Origin of the sequence: Streptomyces sp. 3330 (assembly GCF_031456635.1) — a bacterium.
Classification (GTDB): Bacteria; Actinomycetota; Actinomycetes; order Streptomycetales; family Streptomycetaceae; genus Streptomyces.
On record NZ_JAVDVA010000002.1, the window covers coordinates 1 to 17,871 of the forward strand.

The 17,871-nt window shown below is 71.4% G+C and carries 14 protein-coding genes; 5 read left to right on the forward strand and 9 right to left on the reverse strand.

All coding sequences use genetic code 11. The annotated features are described in order from the left end of the window. Positions 1–148 precede the first annotated feature (148 nt). A complete protein-coding gene (locus J2X68_RS03430) occupies positions 149–2,104 on the reverse strand; it encodes an alpha-1,4-glucan--maltose-1-phosphate maltosyltransferase (RefSeq protein WP_310430916.1) in 1,956 nt (651 codons plus the stop codon). Between the two features lie 75 nt (positions 2,105–2,179). Then, complete coding sequence (locus tag J2X68_RS03435; RefSeq protein WP_310430917.1) at positions 2,180–2,479, reverse strand: DUF5133 domain-containing protein; 300 nt, start codon at positions 2,477–2,479, stop codon at positions 2,180–2,182. 298 nt (positions 2,480–2,777) lie between these two features. Here J2X68_RS03435 and J2X68_RS03440 point away from each other — a divergent pair, with 298 nt between their 5' ends. Further along, the gene (locus J2X68_RS03440) at positions 2,778–3,302 is read left to right on the forward strand and encodes a pep a2 (RefSeq protein WP_310430918.1); all 525 of its coding nucleotides are present in this window, start codon (positions 2,778–2,780) and stop codon (positions 3,300–3,302) included. An 80-nt stretch (positions 3,303–3,382) separates the two neighbouring features. Further along, complete coding sequence (gene glgX / locus J2X68_RS03445; RefSeq protein ID WP_310431348.1) at positions 3,383–5,500, forward strand: glycogen debranching protein GlgX; 2,118 nt, start codon at positions 3,383–3,385, stop codon at positions 5,498–5,500. A 40-nt stretch (positions 5,501–5,540) separates the two neighbouring features. Here glgX and J2X68_RS03450 read toward each other — a convergent pair whose 3' ends face one another. Together J2X68_RS03450 and J2X68_RS03455 are read right to left on the reverse strand one after the other, a co-directional pair. Beyond that, positions 5,541–6,344 (reverse strand): VOC family protein, encoded by an 804-nt coding sequence (locus J2X68_RS03450; protein ID WP_310430919.1) that lies wholly within the window; start codon positions 6,342–6,344, stop codon positions 5,541–5,543. A 326-nt stretch (positions 6,345–6,670) separates the two neighbouring features. Next, positions 6,671–7,462 (reverse strand): SigB/SigF/SigG family RNA polymerase sigma factor, encoded by a 792-nt coding sequence (locus J2X68_RS03455; RefSeq protein ID WP_310430920.1) that lies wholly within the window; start codon positions 7,460–7,462, stop codon positions 6,671–6,673. 518 nt (positions 7,463–7,980) lie between these two features. Here J2X68_RS03455 and J2X68_RS03460 point away from each other — a divergent pair. Continuing rightward, the gene (locus J2X68_RS03460; protein WP_310430921.1) at positions 7,981–11,925 is read left to right on the forward strand and encodes a hypothetical protein; all 3,945 of its coding nucleotides are present in this window, start codon (positions 7,981–7,983) and stop codon (positions 11,923–11,925) included. 571 nt (positions 11,926–12,496) lie between these two features. Beyond that, positions 12,497–13,018, forward strand: a complete 522-nt coding sequence (locus J2X68_RS03465) for a hypothetical protein (protein ID WP_310430922.1) — start codon at positions 12,497–12,499, stop codon at positions 13,016–13,018. Between the two features lie 33 nt (positions 13,019–13,051). On the opposite strand, the gene hemC is transcribed toward J2X68_RS03465, so the two are convergent. The 5 genes from hemC to J2X68_RS03490 form a co-directional block, all read right to left on the reverse strand. Further along, the gene (gene hemC / locus J2X68_RS03470) at positions 13,052–13,987 is read right to left on the reverse strand and encodes a hydroxymethylbilane synthase (protein WP_310430923.1); all 936 of its coding nucleotides are present in this window, start codon (positions 13,985–13,987) and stop codon (positions 13,052–13,054) included. A gap of 129 nt (positions 13,988–14,116) precedes the next feature. Continuing rightward, positions 14,117–14,584 (reverse strand): GNAT family N-acetyltransferase, encoded by a 468-nt coding sequence (locus tag J2X68_RS03475; RefSeq protein ID WP_310430924.1) that lies wholly within the window; start codon positions 14,582–14,584, stop codon positions 14,117–14,119. Further along, positions 14,581–14,880 (reverse strand): hypothetical protein, encoded by a 300-nt coding sequence (locus tag J2X68_RS03480; protein WP_310430925.1) that lies wholly within the window; start codon positions 14,878–14,880, stop codon positions 14,581–14,583. The genes J2X68_RS03475 and J2X68_RS03480 overlap by 4 nt, the downstream gene beginning before the upstream one ends. An 80-nt stretch (positions 14,881–14,960) precedes the next feature. Continuing rightward, positions 14,961–15,737 (reverse strand): NPP1 family protein, encoded by a 777-nt coding sequence (locus J2X68_RS03485; protein ID WP_310430926.1) that lies wholly within the window; start codon positions 15,735–15,737, stop codon positions 14,961–14,963. A 153-nt stretch (positions 15,738–15,890) separates the two neighbouring features. After that, a complete protein-coding gene (locus J2X68_RS03490) occupies positions 15,891–16,847 on the reverse strand; it encodes an RNA ligase family protein (protein ID WP_310431349.1) in 957 nt (318 codons plus the stop codon). Positions 16,848–17,322: 475 nt separating this feature from the next. Here J2X68_RS03490 and J2X68_RS03495 point away from each other — a divergent pair, with 475 nt between their 5' ends. Beyond that, positions 17,323–17,841 (forward strand): MarR family transcriptional regulator, encoded by a 519-nt coding sequence (locus tag J2X68_RS03495; protein WP_310430927.1) that lies wholly within the window; start codon positions 17,323–17,325, stop codon positions 17,839–17,841. Positions 17,842–17,871 lie beyond the last annotated feature (30 nt).

Consider the following 17,871-nt stretch of genomic DNA (forward strand, 5'->3'; position numbering starts at 1 on the left):
TCCTGGAAGGAGCGGACGAGGACTTCGTAGAACACGGCGCGTTTGAACCACTCGGGGTCGCGGTCCTTGGCGGGAGTGTCCTCGAAGGTGTCCGGGACAGGGGAGTTGACGGTCATGGCGGGCTGGAGCCTCCGATCGGCGGTGCGGGTCACCGGACGTGGAACACGTGGGCAGGTGTCCGGCCGGGCTCCAGGCGCACGTAGTTCGTCCTGCCCCAGGCGTACGTCTCGCCGGTCAGTTCGTCGTGCACGGTCAGGGACGCGCCGTCGTCCAGGCCGAGTTGCGGCATGTCCAACGACACCGTCGCCTCCTGGGTGTGGTGCGGGTCGAGGTTGACGACCACCAGAACCGTGTTCGAACCCGCGCGCTTGCTGTACGCGATGACGGACGGGTTGTCCGTCCCGTGGAAACGGAGGTTCCGCAGCCAGTGCAGGGCCGGGTGCGCCCGCCGGATCTCGTTGAGCCGCGTGAGCAGCGGGGCGATGCTGCGCCCCTCCCGCTCGGCCGCCGCCCAGTCACGGGGTGTGAGCTGGTACTTCTCCGAGTCGAGGTACTCCTCGCCGCCCTCGCGCAGGGGGGTGTTCTCGCAGAGTTCGTAGCCGCTGTAGACGCCCCAGGTCGGCGAGAGGGTGGCGGCCAGGACGGCGCGGATCTCGAAGGCGGGCCTGCCGCCGTGCTGGAGATACGCGTGCAGGATGTCGGGGGTGTTGGCGAAGAGATTGGGCCGCATGTAGGAGGCGGCGTCCCCCGAGAGCTCGGTGAGGTACTCGGTGAGCTCGTCCTTGGTGTTGCGCCAGGTGAAGTACGTGTACGACTGCTGGAAGCCGATCTGCGCGAGGGTGTGCATCATCGCGGGACGGGTGAAGGCCTCGGCGAGGAAGATCACGTCGGGGTCGGTGCGGTTGATGTCCGCGATGACCCGCTCCCAGAACACGACCGGTTTGGTGTGCGGGTTGTCGACCCGGAAGATCCGCACGCCGTACGACATCCAGTGCCGCAGGACCCGCACGGTCTCGGAGATCAGACCCTTCATGTCGGCGTCGAAGGCGATCGGGTAGATGTCCTGGTACTTCTTCGGCGGGTTCTCGGCGTAGGCGATGGTGCCGTCCGGCCGGTGATGGAACCACTCCGCGTGCTTGTGCACCCAGGGGTGGTCGGGGGAGCACTGGAGGGCGAAGTCGAGGGCGATCTCCAGGCCGAGCTCACCCGCCCGCTCCACGAACCAGGCGAAGTCCTCGATGGTCCCCAGGTCCGGGTGGACCGCGTCGTGGCCGCCCTCCGGTGAACCGATCGCCCAGGGCACCCCGACGTCGCCCGACGCGGCGTTCAACGCGTTGTTGCGGCCCTTGCGGAAGGTCGTGCCGATGGGGTGGATGGGCGGGAGGTAGACGACGTCGAAGCCCATCGCGGCGATCGCGGGCAACCGGCGCGCGGCGGTGCGGAAGGTGCCGTGCGGGCGCTCCGCGGTTCCCTCGGAGCGCGGGAAGAACTCGTACCAGGCGCCGTACAGGGCGCGTTCCCGCTCGACCTGCAACGGCAGCGGCTCGGACGCGGTGACCAGCTCCCGCAGCGGATACCGGCCGAGCACCGCGTCGACCTCCGGCGTCAGCGCCGCCGCGTACCGCTCGGCCACCGGAGCCGAGTCGTCGAGCAGCTTCTTCGCGGCTTCCCGCACCAGGGTGCGCTCCGGGCCGCGCGGGGCCCGGGCGGCCGCCCGCTCGTAGAGCTGACCGCCCTCCTCCAGGACCAGGCCCGGGTCGATCCCGGCGGGGATCTTGATCGCCGCGTGGTGCCGCCAGGTGGCGATCGGGTCGCTCCAGGCCTCCACGGTGTAGGTCCAGCGGCCCATGGTCCCCAGGGTCACGTCCGCTCCCCAGCGGTCGCTGCCGGGGGAGAGCTCGCGCATCGGCGTCCAGGGCCCGCGTCCGCCGTCCGGGTCCTTGAGGACCACATTGGCGCCGATGGCGTCATGGCCCTCGCGGAACACCGTCGCGGAGATCCGCACCGTCTCCCCGGTCACGGCTTTCGCCGGCCGCCTACCGCACTCCACACGCGGTTCGACGTCCCGCACCGGGATACGGCCGATCGCCCTGGTGGACTTCACCCTTGCACCTCCGCTAGCTCGAAAATGGCTGCGTCCGCCCGGTGTTGGGCGAACGGACTGCACCTGCGCGGAGCGCTACGTCTCCGCCGGCAGGCAGGGGAGCGGCCGGGTCGCGGAGAGCCGCGTGACGCCGGTTCTCCGGTTGAGGCCCCAGCGCTCCCGGTGGAGGGCGTCCACGCCGGCCCGCAGATACTGCTCGGCGGCGTCCGCCGCCTCTCGTGCGCAGCGCTTGCCCATCAGCACGCAGAGGGTGTAGCCGCAGTCCTCGAACGCGGCCCGCGCCGTGCGGTCCTCGGGTCGCGCCAGCATGTCCCGCTCCCAGGCCCGGTAACTGCGCAAGGTCCTGGCGACTTCTGTCTTCGCTGGTTGCAGCATCGCGCTGTGCACCTTCCGGGAGTTCAAGCAAGGGGGAGTTCGCTCGAGGCGGCCGGGTCGGCCCGTTGCGCGGAGGCGCGAAGTGTCCGACCTTGTGAGGCCTTCACTTATGGTGCACGGCGCATCACCCAACGTCCTGTTGGATCTTGGTTGTGGTGTGCTCGTGTTGCACGAATGGCGTAGCAGCCCCACTGTGGTTGTGACTCTGGAGCGATAACCGCTCACGCTTCGTATTGGGGAACTCTGGCCCGTCGGGCCGAGCAGGAGTGGGAGCCTCGCCGGTGAGGAGCGAACGACGATGAAGACAGCAGTCCCCTGCTACTACCACCTCGACGTGGACGTCTGCCCGGAACGGGTCGGACAGGTCAGGCGCATCCTGGCCGCTCACCTGTCCTACTGGGAGCTCGAGACCCACGTGGAGACCGTCTGCCGCGGCGCCGAGATGCTGCTGACCGCGATCGACGAGCACGCCACGGACAAGCACACCTCGATCGAGATGTGGTGGAACGGACAGCACCTGATCACGGCCGTCGGGGGCCGCGACCGCCGACTGCGCCCCGACCAGGACCTGCGCGCCTGTCTGGAGCGCATCGCCGTGATGAGCGACGGCTGGGGGTGCTGCGCCACCGGCACCGGAAGCCAGGTGATCTGGTTCTCCCAGCGGGCCCGCTCCGGCGAACGGGTCCCGCTGGTGCCGACCGGGCCCGCGCCGACCCTGCGCGAGGTGCGACAAGTGCCCCGCGAACTGCCGGCGGCGGCCCTGGCCGCCCCGGCCCCGGCCCCGACGGGCGACACGCACGGCGTCCTGGAGGCCGCCCGGTGACCTCACGGCCGCACCGGAAGGACCGCAAGGACCGCAAGAACGGGCCGGACCGCACGGTCCGGCCGGACCGCAGTGCCGGGGTGCCCGCCTGGAGCGGGCACCCCTTCCCGCTGGGGGCCGACTTCGACGGACAGGGCACCAACTTCGCCCTGTTCAGCGAGGTCGCCGACCGCGTCGAACTCGTCCTCGTCGACGACGACGGCGGCACCCGCGGTGTCCCGCTGACCGAGGTCGACGGCTTCGTCTGGCACGCCTACCTCCCCGGCATCGGCCCGGGGCAGCGCTACGGCTTCCGGGTGCACGGGCCGTGGAACCCCGGCTCCGGCCACCGCTGCAATCCGGCGAAGCTGCTCCTCGACCCCTACGCGCGTGCCGTCGACGGCCAGATCGACAACCACGCCTCCCTGTTCGAGCGGGCCGGTGACCGCCCCGACCCGGCGGACAGCGCCGGGCACACCCTGCTCGGCGTGGTCACCGACGCCGCCTTCGACTGGGGTGACGACGAGCCGCCCCGGCGCCCCTACGCCGACACGGTGATCTACGAGGCCCATGTGCGCGGCATGACCCGCACCCACCCCGAGGTCCCGCCCGACCTGCGGGGCACCTACGCCGGTCTCGCGCACCCCGCGGTGACCGGACACCTCACCTCGCTGGGCGTGACGGCGATCGAGCTGATGCCCGTGCATCAGTACGTGCAGGACGGTGTGCTGACGGACCGGGGTCTGTCCAACTACTGGGGCTACAACACCATCGGCTTCTTCGCCCCGCACAACGGCTACGCCGCCCACGGCACCCGAGGCGAGCAGGTCACCGAGTTCAAGGCCATGGTGAAGGCGCTGCACGCGGCCGGCCTTGAGGTGATCCTCGACGTCGTCTACAACCACACCGCCGAGGGCAACGAGCAGGGCCCCACCCTCTCGTTCCGCGGCATCGACAACGCCTCCTACTACCGGCTCGTGGACGGCGACTGGTCGCACTACTACGACACCACCGGCACCGGCAACAGCCTGCTCATGCGGCACCCCTACGTCCTCCAGCTGATCATGGACTCGCTGCGGTACTGGGTGACGGAGATGCACGTCGACGGCTTCCGCTTCGACCTGGCGGCCACCCTCGCCCGGCAGTTCCACGAGGTGGACCGGCTGTCCGCGTTCTTCGACCTCATCCAGCAGGACCCGGTGATCAGCAGGGTCAAGCTCATCGCCGAACCGTGGGACGTCGGCGAAGGCGGCTACCAGGTCGGCAACTTCCCGCCGCTGTGGTCCGAGTGGAACGGCCCTTACCGCGACGCCGTCCGCGACTTCTGGCGCGCGGAACCCGGCTCGCTGGGCGAGTTCGCCTCCCGGCTGACCGGCTCCTCGGACCTGTACGCCCACAGCAGGCGCCGTCCGCGCGCCGGGGTCAACTTCGTCACCGCGCACGACGGTTTCACCCTGCGCGACCTCGTCTCGTACAACGACAAGCACAACGAGGCCAACGGTGAGGACAACCAGGACGGCGAGAGCACCAACCGCTCCTGGAACTGCGGAGCCGAGGGGCCGACCGACGATCCGGCGGTCCTCGCACTGCGGACCAGGCAGCAGCGCAACCTGTTCGCCACGTTGCTGCTGTCGCAGGGCATCCCGATGATCGGCCACGGCGACGAACTCGGCCGCACGCAGGGCGGCAACAACAACGCCTACTGCCAGGACAGCGAAGTCTCCTGGATCGACTGGCGGTTGACCGACGAGCAGCGGGGCCTGACGGACTTCTGCCGGCGTCTCGTCGCCCTGCGCGCCGCCCATCCCGTGCTGCGGCGGCGCAGGTTCTTCCGGGGCGAGACCGTCCGGCGCGCCCGGCAGCCGCTGCCCGACCTCGTCTGGCTGCTGCCGGACGCGCGCGAGATGACGGACCGCGACTGGCAGCGCGAGGACGCGCACAGCGTCGGCGTCTTCCTCAACGGCGACGCCATCGCCGAACCCGACCCCCGCGGCCGGCCCGTCGTGGACGACTCGTTCCTGCTGCTGTTCAACAGCTACTGGGAGCCCGTCGTCTTCCGGCTGCCCGGCGCCGCCTACGGCGAGCGCTGGACGGTGTGCGCCGACACCGCCGAGCCCGACGGCGGCCCGGACGAGACGGAGTACAAGGCGGGCGCGGAGGTGCCGCTCGAGGCCCGCAGCCTGATCGTGCTGGCCCGGCCCCCGCGCCGGTCGGTCTGAGAGCGGGGCGCTCGGCGCTCCGGTCGCGAGGCCGGGGCGCTCAGCGCCCCTGGCGCGAGGTCACCGTGAACTGGGCGCCGTCCGGGTCGCGCAGCACGGCCTCGTGCGCGGTCTCGACCAGCACGCTGCCGCCGTGCTTCTCTGCCGCCCGGGCGCAGGCCGTCACGTCCGCGACGGCGAAGTGGACCTGCCAGTGCGGACGGATCGTGGGATCGGGCGCCGCCTCCAGCGCGCCGGACTCGATCCGGGCGACCACTTCGCCCCGGCTGCGCAGCACGACCTCGCCGCGCTCGTAGTGGACCTCGCAGCAGCCGGGACGGTCCGTGGCCCAGTCGAGGATCTCGCCGTAGAAGATGGCGGAGTCGAAGGCGTCGCGCGTGTGGAGCCTGATGAAGGCGGGCGCGTCCTGGCGCCAGGCCTCCCAGTTGCCGAGCAGCTCCCCCTCCCAGACGCCGAAGGTCGCGCCGTCCCGGTCGGCCAGCAGCGCCGCGCGGCCCGGCGGCAGCGAGATCGGGCCCACGGCCACGGTCCCGCCGCGCTCCCGGGTCCGGGACGCGGCCTCGTCCGCGCTGGGTACGGCGAAGTACGGCGTCCAGGCGACCGCCATCTGCCACATCGAGGCGACGGCAGCGACCCCGGCGACCGGGACGGTGCCGACCAGCGCCGTGCGGAAGTGGTCGCCGAGCACGCCCCGGCGCCACTCCCAGCCGAGGACGGCGCCGTAGAACGCCTGGGTGGCGTCCAGATCCCGGCTGGTCAGGCTGACCCAGCAGGGCGCGCCGAACACGGAGTGCGTGGAGACGGATCCCCGCTTGCCGGGGGTGGATGTCGGGCGACGGTTCATGGCACTCGCGTTTCCTGGTCTCTCGGCCGGCGGGCGGGCTGCCACCAGTGTCCGACCGGAACCGTCCCGGGCGCCTGCCGAGCGACCCGGTGGAGCACGGTGGAGCGTGGCACGAGTACCGCGGGGAGCGGCTGACGAAACGGCCCGGCACACCGACGTCGGGCTGCGCCGAGTGGCGGAACGGATCCTCGTCGGGAGGTGCAGGGGGGGGAGACGCCCGACGAGATCCGGGCGCGGCCGGAGGACCAGCCGGACCGCTACGGCCCCCTCCGGATCCCCGGCGCGCCCACGTCCGATTCTCCGTCGTCCGGCCCCTCGCGGCGGGATCAGTCCGCCTCGGCGGCTATCTCCGCGCGCAGCCGCGCGAAGCAACCGCTGAGCAGGCGGGAGACGTGCATCTGCGAGATGCCCAGCTGCTCGGCGATCCGGCTCTGCGTCATGCCCGCGAAGAACCGCATGTAGAGGATCGTCCGTTCGCGTTCCGGCAGGGCCCGCAGACAGGGGGCCACGGCCACCCGGTCGACGACGGCGTCGTAACCGGGATCGGGGTCGCCGAGGGCGTCCTCGAGCGCGTAGCCGTCGGTGCCGGGCAGTTCGGCCTCCAGCGACAACGCGGTGAAGCACTCCAGCGCCTCCGCGCCGGTGCGCACCTCGTCCTCGGTCAGCTGCGCGTACGCGGCGATCTCGGCGATGGTGGGCGGGCGTCCCGGAGTCGTCTGCGAGAGCTCCTTCGCGGCGCTGCGTACCCGGTTGCGCAGGTCCTGGACCCGGCGAGGCACGTGCAGCGTCCACATGTGGTCGCGGAAGTGCCGCTTGATCTCGCCGGTGATCGTCGGGACCGCGTACGCCTCGAAGGCGCGGCCGCGTTCCGGGTCGTAATGGTCGACGGCCTTCACCAGGCCCAGGGCGGCGACCTGGTACAGGTCCTCGAGGTTCTCGCCGCGCCCGCGGAACCGGACGGCGATCCGCTCGGCCATGGGCAGCCAGAGCCGGACCAGCTCGTCCTTGAGCGCCTGGCGCTCCGGCCCGTCCGACAGGCCCGCGAGCCGCACGAAGGCCTCACCGGTGTCGGGGGCGTCGTCGTGGGGGTGCTGCTTCGTTCTGACGGTGCTACGCATCACGCGCGCCTTCCCCAGAAGAATGCTGTTGGAGCTTCGGCACCGTGGGAACCGCGCATTCGGACCGAACGGGAGACCACCCGGGACCGGCCGCGCGGCGGGATCCCACGGACGTGCCTCCTGTCCGAAGCACTACTGTACGAATTCCCGTCATCGACCTACTTGAAACAGTTTCTCCCGTTTTGCCCGGTGTCGCTCCCTGGCGGGCGCGCACGCACGGCGACGCGCAGCCGAGGCTCCGGCCTGCGGCCCGTCGCCTCCCGGCCTCGACTTTCCTTCGGGTCGACGACGGCTGCCTGGTCCGGGAGACGGATCCCGCCGGCCGGCGCGCGTTCTCACCCCTGGGCCGGCCGGCCCGCCGACCCCGTCGTTCCCCGGAAGGTCTCGGCCCATGAACGATCGGGAACCGGCCCCGCCCGACGGACTCCACGAGTTTAGTCTGGGTATGTATGATTCACGCCCGGGGCTACTTGGCTGTCGATAGCAAAGAACAAACGGGTTGTTGTCAGGGGGAGTCTGTGACGGACAACGGTTCTATTCCCGCAATCATCGGGCGCGGCTACGCCCAGTCCGAATTGCTTTCCTGGCTGCAACGTCACTGGCTTCCCTCGGGCCCCTGTGTCTGCGTCATCGAAGGTTTTTCCGGCATCGGCAAGACCTATCTCAGCAATAGCCTCCAGGACGTCTTCAAAGGCACCTCGGCGCTTGTGGACATTTCCAACGCAAAGATTTCCTTCGACGATCTGATGCTTCGGGTCTCCGATGCTCTCGCCGTCGACGCCGACGTGAAGCTCCTACCGGGGTCGGATATCCAGCGCGGATTCCAGGAGGCTCTCCGTAATCCTCTGCTGGTGGTGTTCGACAACTTCGAATACTGTCTCGAAGAAACAGGGACAGCCGAAGCGGAATTCATGAGCATGGTCCAACGGCTCTGCTCGCGGCGGCAGCCGGGAAGAATTCTGATCCTCACGTCACGCATGGTGGACGAGGAGGAATGGCAGGAGCACGGCGCCATCGTCCGGACTCTCGGACCCGCCCCCGCCCAGGAGGGCGGTGCGCTGCTCGGCCGGATGCTGGACGGGCGCAACCGAGGAGACGAGTTACCGCAGGACCAGAGGGCGGAGGTCGCGGGCTGGCTCGGCTGCAACCCGCGTGCCATGCAGGCACTGGTCGCGGCCCTCGCCTTCGCTCCGTTCGGCGAACTGGTCGGGCGGGATCCCGGCGCTCTCCAGGCGGACTACCGCCACGTCGGTGAGGAGTTCACCCGGCGACTGGAGAAGCGGTTCCTCGCCAAGACGCTGGAGAACCTCACGCCGGACACCCTCACCACGCTGCAGGCGCTCTCCGTCCACCGCAAGTCCTTCAAATCGGAAGCGATCGAGTTCGCGGGCCGCGCCGGCCGTCCCACCACCGACATGGTCAGTGAGCTGACCAGCCTGTTCATGCTCGATCGGCGCCGCGACTGGTACTCCCTGAACCCGACGGTCCGGGAACTCGCGCTCCAGGCGATCCGGCGAGATCCCCGGGCTCTCGTCCGTGCCCACGGCCACGCGGCCGATTACTACGTCCGCCCGTTCAAAGCCCGACGGGTGACCATCACCATGAACGGGACCAATTTCCTCGAGGCCCGTCACCATTTGGTGCTGGCCCGACGGGAAGCCGAGATGCGGGAATTGGCCAAACGGTTCTCCCTGCATGTCCAGCGTTCTCACATGACCGCCCGGCCGCTGCCCGTGGACCCCCACGAACTCAACGAACAGACCCTCCTGCTCCAGGCCGCTCTGGAGGGCGGCAGTCCGTCGCCGCAGCTCAATCTCCGGCTCGCGCGGATGCTGCTGGCACGGGACGCGAGCGGCGATCTGGAACTCGCCCTGGAGGAGACGACCGAGGCGATACGGCTTCCGCATGCGTCCGAAGAGACCTGGATGCTCCATGTACGGCTCATGGCCAAGAAATCGGGGATCCAAGAGGCGATAGACACGCTCACCGCCGCCGCTGCGTCGTCCGACGCCGTCCCCCTGGGCTGCTGGCTCACCGCGGGCGAATTGCTGACCGAGGCCGGCCGGCCGCTGGACGCGGTCGATCTTCTGCGTCGAGTCATCGCCGACTACCGGCCCGTCGGACGGGAATCCCAGTACGCGAAAGCGGTGAAGCTGCTCGAATCCCTGTATGTCAGGGCGGTCAAGCTGCTCGAATCCGAGGGCCGGGGCGCGGAGGCGGTCGCACTCCTGGAGGCCGGGCTCGTGGATTGCGAGAAGAGCGCGGCCGAACCCCTGTACCAGGTCGGGATGGATCTCTATACCCGGCGTGATGACCTCGACGCGGCCCTGACCGTGTTCACCAAGGGTGTGGAGCGCGTGTCCGCGGCTCCCTCCTCGCTCTTCCAGGCCGGGATCGAGTTGCATGTCCGGCGCGGCGACCTGGACGCGGCGCTCGCTGTGCTGACGGAGGGGCTGGAGCGGGTGTCCGGCGCTCCTGCCTCGCTCTATCAGGCCGGGATCGAGCTGTATGTGCGGCGCGGCGATCTCGCTGAAGCGGTGGATCTGCTCACCGAGGGCCTGCGGCGGGTGTCGGCCGGGGGCCTCGCGTCCCTGTACCAGGCCGGGATCGAGGTCCACATCCGGCGAGACGATCTCGATGCGGCCCTCGCCCTGCTCACCGAGGGCCTGGAGCGGGTGCCGGCCGCGAGCCTCGCGTCGCTGTACCAGGCCGGGATCGAGTTGCACGTCCGGCGCGGTGAGCTCGACGAGGCTCTCGCCGCCTTCACCGAGGGGCTGGAGCGCGCCCAGCCCAGCAACCGCTTCTCCCTCTATCAGGCCGGGATCGAACTGCACACCCGGCGCGACGACCTCGACGCGGCGATGACGCTCGGATTCGAGGGCCTCGACCGCCTCTCCGAGATCGACTCCCGGCACAAGGTCGTCGAAGCGCTCCTCTACGTTCTCTACGGAGCCCTCGTCCGCGAGGACAGGGCGGAGGACGCTCGCGGGTGGTGGACCAAGGTCGACAACGCGTCCGGCGGGGTGCAGAGGCTGCTGTCCTCCGTACTGCGCCACGCCGTCGCGGGGGAGTGGCGCGAGGGCTGGCTCGTCGCGGTGCAGTACCGCCGGGAGGGGGGCGTCTACGCGCCGCTCCTCGGCCAGGAGATCTTCTGCGCGCTGGCGGCGGGCGAGACGGCCGCCGCCGGGGAAGCGGCCGAGGTCGTGGACCTGTCGCGGATCCGGGGCTCGCGCACGCGCAGACGCCCCATGGTCTGGCTCCTGGGACTCGTGTACAAGGCACTCGGCAGGGCCGGGGAATCGAGAAAGCTGCTGGCCGAATACTGGGACATCCCGGTGGACCAGCCGGTCCTCGCCACCACGTACCTGCATCTGTGGGAGGAGAGCGGCCTCGAATTCGGACCGAAGGTCAACGCCTTCTTCCCCGGCCTTCCGCCTCGCATCCGGGAGCTCGCATCCGCGACACCCGCACCGGAATCCGGCGCGGCAGATGTCGTCGGTACACCGCAGAAAGGTCGTCCCAGAGTGCCCAGAGTCGAGATCGACGCGGTGAGAGGCCGGATCGACTTCGGCATCATGTCCATCCGGGACGACGAATACGAAGCGGTCCTGGATCGATTCGCCCCCGATCGGTTCGTGCTGGGTGATCAACGCTACGAGCTCGGCACGGTGCGGACGACGGAGGGGAAGGAGCACACGTTCGCCTCCGTCCGCTGCCTGGAGCAAGGGCAGGGGTACGCACAACGGGTCGCGACCCACTTGATCCATGATCTCGAACCTCGATGGCTCCTCGTCATCGGCATCGCGGGGGCGGTTCCGTCCCGTGACTACTCGCTGGGTGATGTGGTGTGCGCCTCCCGCGTCCACGATTTCAGCGTCCGCGCGGTCACGGAGTCGCACCGGGACACCTTCAACAGCGGCGGAGGACCGGTGCATCCGGAGGTGGAAAGAGCCCTGGCCGGCCTCCCCGCGCTGCGCCGCGCCATCGCCGACTGGAGCTCCGGTGAAGCCATAGGCCTGGAGAAGCCCCGGCTCTCGGTTCCCGCGATCGACTCGCCGCTCTACTACGGCGGGGATTCCTGGAAGGCCGACGTCCACGGATCGTTGACCCATCACTTCCCGGCGGACACGGCGCCCCGCGCGCCGCTGGTGACCGCGAGGTCGGTGGCAGCCAGTGATTCCCTGGTCAAGTCCACCGGACTGCTCGCGCAATGGCAGGAGTCCGCGCGTTCCGTCGCGGCCGTGGAGATGGAGCTGGGAGGGGTCTACCTTGCCGCGAGGCAGGTCCGACGGGACGTTCCGGTGCTGGCGATCCGGGGCATCAGCGATGTCGTCGGATTCCGACGGGACGAGGCCTGGACCAAGTACGCCTGCGCCAGCGCCGCCTCCTTCGCCCACGCCGTGATCGCCGGCGGCAACCTGTTCGAGCCTCAGGAGGCGCTGCCCGACGTGGATCCCGGCTGACCCGCGACGCGGCCGCGACCACGGCTGACGCGACCGCGGACGCAGCCTCGCGGCCCCGGGGCTCCGCACCGGCCGCGGCTGCCGGGCCCGGACGGCTTCACGGCTGACGACCTCACGGCGGCCCCGCGGTGAAGACCTCGCGGCCGACACCGGGTGACGCCGTTCCCCGCGACGCAGCCCCCTGGGAGGCAGCCCTCCGCGACGCAGCCCCCGGGACGCCGTCCCGGCGCAGGGCCGCCGGACCGCCGCCTCGGACGCGTCACGGCGGCCCGCTCCTCGCCGGGCCCGCGCTCGTCGCCCTCGACTCCGGGGTGCTGATCGGGGCCGCCGCGCTCGGCGTCCCCGCGCCCGCCCCGCTCCTCGGCCGGCCGGCCCGCCGGCCCCGCCCGGGAACGTGATGTGCGGCACGCCCGCGACGAGCCCCTGCGCGGCGTGTCGGCGGATTCTTCCTGCGCACGGCTTGATCAGCGATCAAAGGGGGTGAATTCCCTGGCCACAGCGCATTCTGCTCATTTGACAGTGCGATCGGCGCACGGATAGGAAGCAGCCGGTAGAAGTCGAGAGGTGGACTGTGTACGAGCCGAACGTGGTCGGGGACTGGCAGGAGTACGACGAGCATGCCGGTCTGCGGGTCCGCGTCCACCGCCTGGAGCAGAGTGAGCCGCCCAGGGGACGCGACGACGCCGCAGAGGGCCTGACGTACTTCTGCCTGCGGGTGACCGTCGAGAACCGGGGCGCGAAGAACTCCACCATCCATCTCGAGGACGGTCAGCTCGACGTGCGGCTCGGGCCCGACGGGGAGAGCGCGTTCATCGACTGGCGCAACTCCCAGTTCATCGAGGGCTTCGACGTCTATCCGCTGCGCCGGGCCACCGCCGTGCTGTACGCGGCGGGCCCCGAGGCGTCGCTCGCCCAGGTGGACGTCCAGGTCCAGCTGCGGGTCGACGACGACTGGGCGGACCGCCGGCTGTGGACGGGCGGCATCGGCCTGGCCGAGGGATCCGGCGGCGCCGTGGCCGGCGCGGCACGCGACAGCCTGGCCCGGCAGGTCAGCAACTTCCTGCGCGACCAGGCCGAAGAGGGCAGCGCCTGAGGCCGCCGCGCCCTTCGCCCGGCCGTCTGACGGTCAGTGCGGGATCCCGTCGATGATCTCGCGCGCGCCCTGACGCAGCAGTGACACCGCCACCGAGGTGCCGAGCGTCGCCGGGTCCAGGCGGCCGGCCCACTCGTGGGCGTTCAGCCGCGTCTTCCCGTCCGGGGTGAACACGCAGGCCCGCAGGGACAGTTCGCCGCTGCGGTCCACGCGCGCGAAGCCGGCGATCGGGCTGTTGCAGTGTCCCTGGAGCACGTGCAGGAACATGCGTTCCGCCGTGGCCTCGCGATGGGTGGCCGGATCGCCCAGCCCGCTGACGACGTCGATGACGTCGGTGTCGCCCTCGCGGCACTGCAGGGCGAGCACGCCCGCGCCGATCGGCGGCATCATCGTCTCCGGCGACAGCACCTCACTGATCACGTCCCGCCGCTCGATGCGCTCCAGGCCGGACACGGCGAGCAGCAGCGCGTCCGCCTCGCCCGCCGCCAGCTTCTCCAGCCGCCGGTTGGCGTTGCCGCGGAACGGCACGCACTCCAGGTGGGGGTGGGTGGCGGCGAGCTGGGCGACGCGGCGCACCGAGGAGGTGCCGATCCGCGTCCCGGCCGGAAGCTCGTCCAGGGTCAGGCCGTCCGGGTGCACGAGCGCGTCACGGATGTCGTCCCGCTTCAGGAACGCGGCGAACACCGTGCCCGCGGGCAGCGGCCGGTCCGCCGGCACGTCCTTGACGCAGTGCACCGCGAGGTCCGCCGCGCCGGCCAGCAGCGCCGCGTCGACCTCCTTGGTGAAGGCGCCCTTGCCGTCGACCTTGGACAGGTCGCCCATCCACTTGTCGCCGGTGGTCTTCACGGGGACGACCTCGGTGCGCACACCGGGGTGCAGGGCGGCCAACTCCGAGCGCACGCGCTCTACTTGGGCCAGCGCCATGGGCGAGTCACGGGAGACGATACGGATCATTTCCGGAACGGACATGCGGGACACGATAGACCCTCGCGGACCGTGCGCCGTGCCGGTGGTCGGTTTCGGTCACCGGCGGACGGCCCGTCGGCGGCGGTTCGACGGGCGCGCGCACGTGCGCGGGATGCGACCGCGACGGAGCCGTCAGGAGGTCACGTCGAGGACGAAGCGCCGCTTGTCGGTGCCGAGGGCGCCGAGCCGGGCGTAGAAACGGATCGCCCCCTCGTTCCAGGCGGGGGTCTGCCACTGCACCTCGCTCATGCCCAGGCTCCGGGCCTGGGCCGCCACGGCCGCCACCAGCAGGGCGCCGAGCCCCAGGCCGCGGTGGCCGGGCGTGAGGAACAGACAGTCCATGAGCAGGTATTCGCGGCCCTCCCAGGTGGACAGCTCGGGCGCACAGGTCGCGTAGCCGACGACCTCGCCGTCGGGCAGTTCGGCGACCAGGCAGTACAGCCGGGGCGTCGGCGCGTCGAAGAGGAGTCCGGCCAGCCGCTTCGCGAGGTCGGGCACGGGCGGCGCGGCGCGCTCGTACTCCGCGTGCAGGGCGGCGAGTTCGGCGACCCGCGGCAGATCCGTCCGTTCGGCGTGCCGGACCCGCGCCGCGGCGCTCACCGGACGTCCCCGTCGACCGTGTCCGCACCCCGGCCGGCCGGCCGCTCCCCGAGGGGGCCGGACCCGTCGAGGACGTGCCGGACGACGGCGTCGCGCTCACGGGCCGGGACGGCCGCCTCCGCCACGCACGGCGCCGGCCCCGCCCGCCCCGGGGCCTCGCGGGCGTACGCCCCCACCGGACGCCCGGCGATCTCCCGGACGCCCAACGGCCGGGCGGTGCAGGCGTGATGATCCTCGGCGAGGGCGAGCGGCTCCTTCGCCGGCACGGCCGGCGGCAGTACGTCGTGAAGATCCATCCGGACATCATGGGGCGTGCGTGCGCCGCCGTCCACGGTGGCGGAGTGCGCACCCCGGGCCCGCGGACGGCGGCCGGGGGTCACGCCGCGGGGTCGAAGGCGATCCCGGACGGCTTCGCCGAGGAGAGGTGGTTGGTGAAACTGGCGTCCTTCAGTCCGAAGTTGGCGCTGCCGAAGTTGTACGCGCTCAGCTTGTCGCGCAGGCCCGCCGGGTAGCCGTTCCAGCCGACCAGCGGCGGGTACTGCCAGGTGCCCTTGTGGTTCTCCGGCGGCTCGTCGTTGGAGTTCGCGAGCCGGAAGCAGTGCGTGCTGATGCCGTCCTTGTGGTAGACGATCTTGGCGTGCGAGCCGTCGAAGCGGACGCCGGAGGCCGCGGTCACGGTGAACGAACCGTGGTTGGACGTGGAGACGTACTGGACCTGGCCGTTCTGCACCCAGATCACGACGTGCTCCCAGTCGTGCCGGTGCCCGCCGATGCTGCTGCCCGCCAGGGCCTGGTCCTTCTCGAAGTAGAGGCCGTACAGGTACGCGCACCAGCCGTTGTTGCACTTGTAGCGCGAGTAGCTGTTGGTGTTGTCCAGGTCGGAGGCGTCCCGGCAGCTGCCGTTGAGAGCGCCGGTCGGGTTCAGTCCGCCGTTGATCGTGCCGTCGGGACCTATGGCGGGGGTCGAGTAGCAGCCGTCCGTGTCGTAGTCGAACGCGGGCTGGTAGGTCAGTTCGGCGGCCTCGGCGTTGGACGGCAGGGCCGTGGGCGGGGCGGCGAAGGCTGCCGTCGGGAAGGCGACGACGAGTGCGGCGGCACCGGCGAAACCGGTGAGCCACCTCCTGCGGTGGGCCTGGGACTTCGATGACGCCACTGCGTCCTCCTCTGGTTCGGGCGCGGCCGAACGGCTCTGTGGGGAGAGGGAGTTGAAAAGCAGCTCAGCTTCCCGGGTTTTCTCTTCCGCGCCAAGAGGTCGCAGGCGTATCAGTGGTGAAGCGCAGCCCAATACTTGGCCGCCGAGGTGAGGTCAGGCGGAAATGTCCGGCAGATCCGCCGCCGACTCCTCGGGCGTCAGGTCCGGCCGCAGCCGCAGCCACGACGGCTGGCGCAGCAGCCCCGCCCGGGTGCGCGCGCTGTACCGGACCTCGCCCACCAGCCGGGGCACGACCCAGCGCGCGCCCGGCGCCTGCGGGACGGTGTCGAAGGGGCACGCGTCGGTCGCGGCGGCCCGCAGCAGGGCCGCGAGTTCGATCCGCTCGGCCTCGCTCCACCCGGTGCCCACCCCGCCGACGTACCGCAGTCCCGTCCCGGCCCGCTGCCCCACCAGGACGGCGCCGGGCAGTCCGGTCAGCCGACCCTTGCCGGGCAGCCAGCCGCCGACCAGGACGTCGGCGACGCGCATGTTCCGGATCTTGATCCAGGCGCGGGAGCGCACGCCCGGCTCGTACGTCGAGTCCAGGCGTTTGCACACCAGCCCCTCCAGCCCGTGGGCGCGCGTCGCCTCCAGGGCCTCCCGCCCGTGCCCGACGAGGGCACGCGGCGTCGACCAGAACGGTCCCGCCAGCTCCAGCGCCTCCAGCCGGGCCCTGCGCCGCGTGTACGACAGCGGGAGGAGGGACTGCCCGCCGAGATGGAGCACGTCGAACAGCACGAGGTGCACGGGTGTCGTCGCCGCCAGTCGTGCGGCCTTGTCCGGAGCCTGGACCAGCCCCATCCGGGACTGGAGCAACTGGAAGTCGGACCGGCCCTGTCCGTCCAGGGCGAGGATCTCGCCGTCCAGCACGGCCGGTGTGGCGCCGAGCGCCGCGGCCAGCGGCCGCAGCTCGGGGTAGGCGCGGGTGATGTCCTCCCCCGAACGGGCGCGCAGGGTGACGCTGCCGTCTCCGGCGAGGTACACCACGGCCCGCTGCCCGTCCTGCTTGGTCTCGTAGGCCCAGCGTGCGTCCTGGGCGGCGGGCGGCAGCCGGCCCGGGGTGGCGAGCATGGGGGCGATGAGGGGGAGGGTCACGGGTGAGTTGTGGACGCGGGCGGGCCCCGGCACGCGGAAGAGGCCGCGGTTTCGCCTGAACGGCGCTGTGCCGTCCGGATGCCTGGCGGGCGGCGGGCGGCGGGCGGACAGGCCGGGCCCCGCGGCCCGCACGCGCGGAGGGTCTAGTCGTCCAGTGTGACGACGACCTTCTCCGCCGCGCCCGGCGTCAGGGCCAGTTCGAAGGCGCGTCCGGCCACGCGAAGCTCGTCATGGCCGGCGTGGCGACGGACCTGGCGGGTGGACCGCGTCGCTCGTGGCTGCGCACCGGGGAGTGGGGTGCGGGCCGGATGTGAGCCGAGGTGTGCAGCCGGGCGGGGGCGGCCGCGCAGCGTCCGAATGCCGCGGGGGGGGGTGCCGCGCCCGGAGGGGGTGCGGTCGGCTGGGGCGGTAACTTACTTGAGTTACGCAACGAGATGGTAAAGTGGGCCGCATGGCCACCGAACCGCTCCCGCTGCCCTCCGCCGCGACTCCGGAAGTGATCGAGATCGAGCGCGCACTCACGCGCATCACGTACCTCAGCACCCGCGCCCGCCAGCACGACCGGCTGATGGCGCTGGCCGGTGTCCCCCTGGACCGCGCCGCCGTGGCGCTGCTGCGGCAGGTCGCCGACTCCGAGCCGCTGCGGCCGGGGGAGCTGGCGCAGCGGCTGGGCGTGGAGGCCTCCCATGTGACCCGCACCGTGCAGCAGCTCCAGAAGTCCGGCTACGTCACGCGGGTCCCCGACCCCGACGACGGCCGGGCCCAGCGGATCGAGCTCACCGAGGCGGGCCGCGCGGCCGTCGGCCGGGTCCGGGAGGCGGGCGCCCGCGGGATGCAGCTGGCGCTGGCCGACTGGTCGCCGGACGAGCTGGGGCAGCTCGCCACCCTCTTCCACCGCATGGTCGACGACTTTCTCTCGCACTCCGTCGAGGAGGAGACCGAGCAGCCGACCGCGGCTCCCCGCGCCTGACGCTCCGGACGCGGGCGTCGGTGCACCCCC